At 39.7% G+C, this 2,047-nt stretch carries 2 protein-coding genes and 1 pseudogene; all 3 read left to right on the plus strand.

Going from position 1 to position 2,047, the window contains the following annotated elements; all coding sequences use genetic code 11:
• Nucleotides 1-208, plus strand: a pseudogene (locus J699_RS00125) (N-acetyl-gamma-glutamyl-phosphate reductase); the annotation flags it as partial.
• A gap of 81 nt (nucleotides 209-289) precedes the next feature.
• A complete protein-coding gene (locus tag J699_RS00120; protein ID WP_032869492.1) occupies nucleotides 290-1,039 on the plus strand; it encodes a DUF6776 family protein in 750 nt (249 codons plus the stop codon).
• Nucleotides 1,040-1,061: 22 nt separating this feature from the next.
• Nucleotides 1,062-1,475: an ATP-dependent Clp protease adapter ClpS gene (gene clpS / locus J699_RS00115; protein ID WP_165569270.1), complete on the plus strand. Its 414-nt coding sequence runs from the start codon at nucleotides 1,062-1,064 to the stop codon at nucleotides 1,473-1,475.
• The last annotated feature ends 572 nt before the right edge of the window (nucleotides 1,476-2,047 follow it).

A 2,047-nucleotide genomic window follows, 5' to 3' on the forward strand; every position in this document is an offset into this window, starting at 1 on the left:
TGCAAATAGCTCACCAGAAACTCGTAGTGTTCGCGGTGCGAATGAGCTCAGAATTGCACTTTATCGCCCACAGCCGAATAAGCTGATTGTGTTGGTGGCTCAGGACAATTTAGTGAAGGGGGCAGCGGGTCAGGCGATTCAAAATATGAATCTCATGTTCGGTTTCGATGAGGCTGCTGGCTTAGAAGGCATTGGTTTATTACCATAAAAAACGCTTTTTTACTTCACACACATTTAAATTTCGATTTTAATGTGTGCTTTGATGCAAATCATAACGATAGAGATGATGATGGAAAACGTTGAACCGACTACTTCACCAGACAGTTCCGTTGAAAAAAATAAGTTTTTAAAAACGAATTTACCTTTGATTATTGGTGCTACCGTTCTGATCGGTAGTAGTTTTATGCTGGGTTATACTGTCGGACACCGTCAGGGTTTAACCGTTGTTGGTTACGATGCTGATGCGGAACAATTGGTCGATGTTGTCCAGAAACAGAAGACCGCTTTGGATGCTGTGAGTAAGAGCTTAAATGCGGCTGTACAAGAGCGTGATATGGCAGTAGGCAACGCAGATGATCTATTCAAATCTGTGAATCAGGCCAATGCGGACAAAGCCCAGTTTGAGGGAATGAATGCGATTTATCGTGAAATCCTCAGACAACGTGGTGGTGTAAGTTTAACGATTCAAAATATGGCAATTAAGTCATTACCTGAAAATGCGTATGAATATCAGATTGATCTTGTTCAGGTCAGCCCGAACAAACGCCGTGCTTCAGGTTCAGTCGAATTACGTCTAATTAAGGATACTGAAGTTCTAATCGTACCTTTAGAAGATAAAAACTTCAACTTTGAGGATTTTGAGCGTTTAACTGGCCGCTGGACCATGCCAAAAGGCTTTACGCCGCAATTTATTGAAGTGCGCTTAACTGGATCAGGTACACCGATCATTAAACGTTTTAGCTGGCAACGTGGTAAGCCTGTGGATGTAAGTTCTGCCTTTGTGTCAGAAATTCCTCAAGCCGAAGCGAATGCTCAATAATTTTTTAGATTAAGAACTGGATATGCGAAGATACAAGCGTCAAATGAATTTAAGTGAAGTGAAAAACTCTTTTCATCAATCAGGTTATGTCGATTGGCACTTAAATCCACGTTTAAGTGATTCGCAGGAAGATCATGAAGGTGAAGTGGTTGTACAGACAGCCCCACCTGAATTAAAGCGTCCGCCATTATATGCGGTGGTTTTAATGAATGATGATTACACTCCAATGGATTTTGTCATTGAAGTTCTACAAAGTTATTTTGGTATGGACTTTGATCAGGCCAGTCAGGTGATGCTGACTGTTCATTATGAAGGTAAGGGAACAGCAGGCATTTATCCAAGAGATATCGCTGAAACCAAAGCCAATCAGGTGAATAACTATGCCCGCGCGCAAGGTCATCCATTGTTATGCCAGATCGAACCTGAGCAGCGTTAAGAAAAGCAACGCTTTTTAGCTGCGCAAGACGAACAGCTATGCTGTGAGTGAAGGCGTTAAGAAAAGCGAAGCACTTGCGGAATTCCATTCCTCATGCGCAAGGCCTTGCGCCATGTTATGGCTCATATGTTGCGAGTGAAAGCGCTAAGAAAAGCGAAGCTTTGTTCCGAGTGCAAGACCTTGCCATTATGGCTCATATACTGTGAATCAAAGCATTAAAACTAATTCTTATTCTATAAAATCCCTAGCAAAAACTCTTGAGAAGTCTCTATGCTTCTCAGGAATTTCGCGCATGATGATTATATTGAGATTTAGTATTCATCCTTAAATTGTTAAATCATATTGGCTTGATTTTTATGAACCCTAATTAACATTTGAAAAATTCACTTTAACTACATTATTCTGATATTTATTAAGTAAATTATCATATTTGCTGAATATTTAATCAAATTGGTGGGTTTTATCCACTTTGTAATTGAATTTTTACAACAATACTTTGTTTTGAAACTTGACCAAGATAGTCAACTAATGCTAACAGTAGAATATGAAGCAAAGAGACTTGTAGATGTATA

This window comes from Acinetobacter sp. 1000160, from assembly GCF_000588715.1.
Classification (GTDB): domain Bacteria; phylum Pseudomonadota; class Gammaproteobacteria; order Pseudomonadales; family Moraxellaceae; genus Acinetobacter; species Acinetobacter courvalinii.

Coding starts and splice junctions, on each gene's coding strand:
- clpS (WP_165569270.1), top strand. CDS start 1,062: ATGCGAAGATACAAGCGTCAAATGAATTTAAGTGAAGTGAAAAACTCT.
- J699_RS00120 (WP_032869492.1), top strand. CDS start 290: ATGGAAAACGTTGAACCGACTACTTCACCAGACAGTTCCGTTGAAAAA.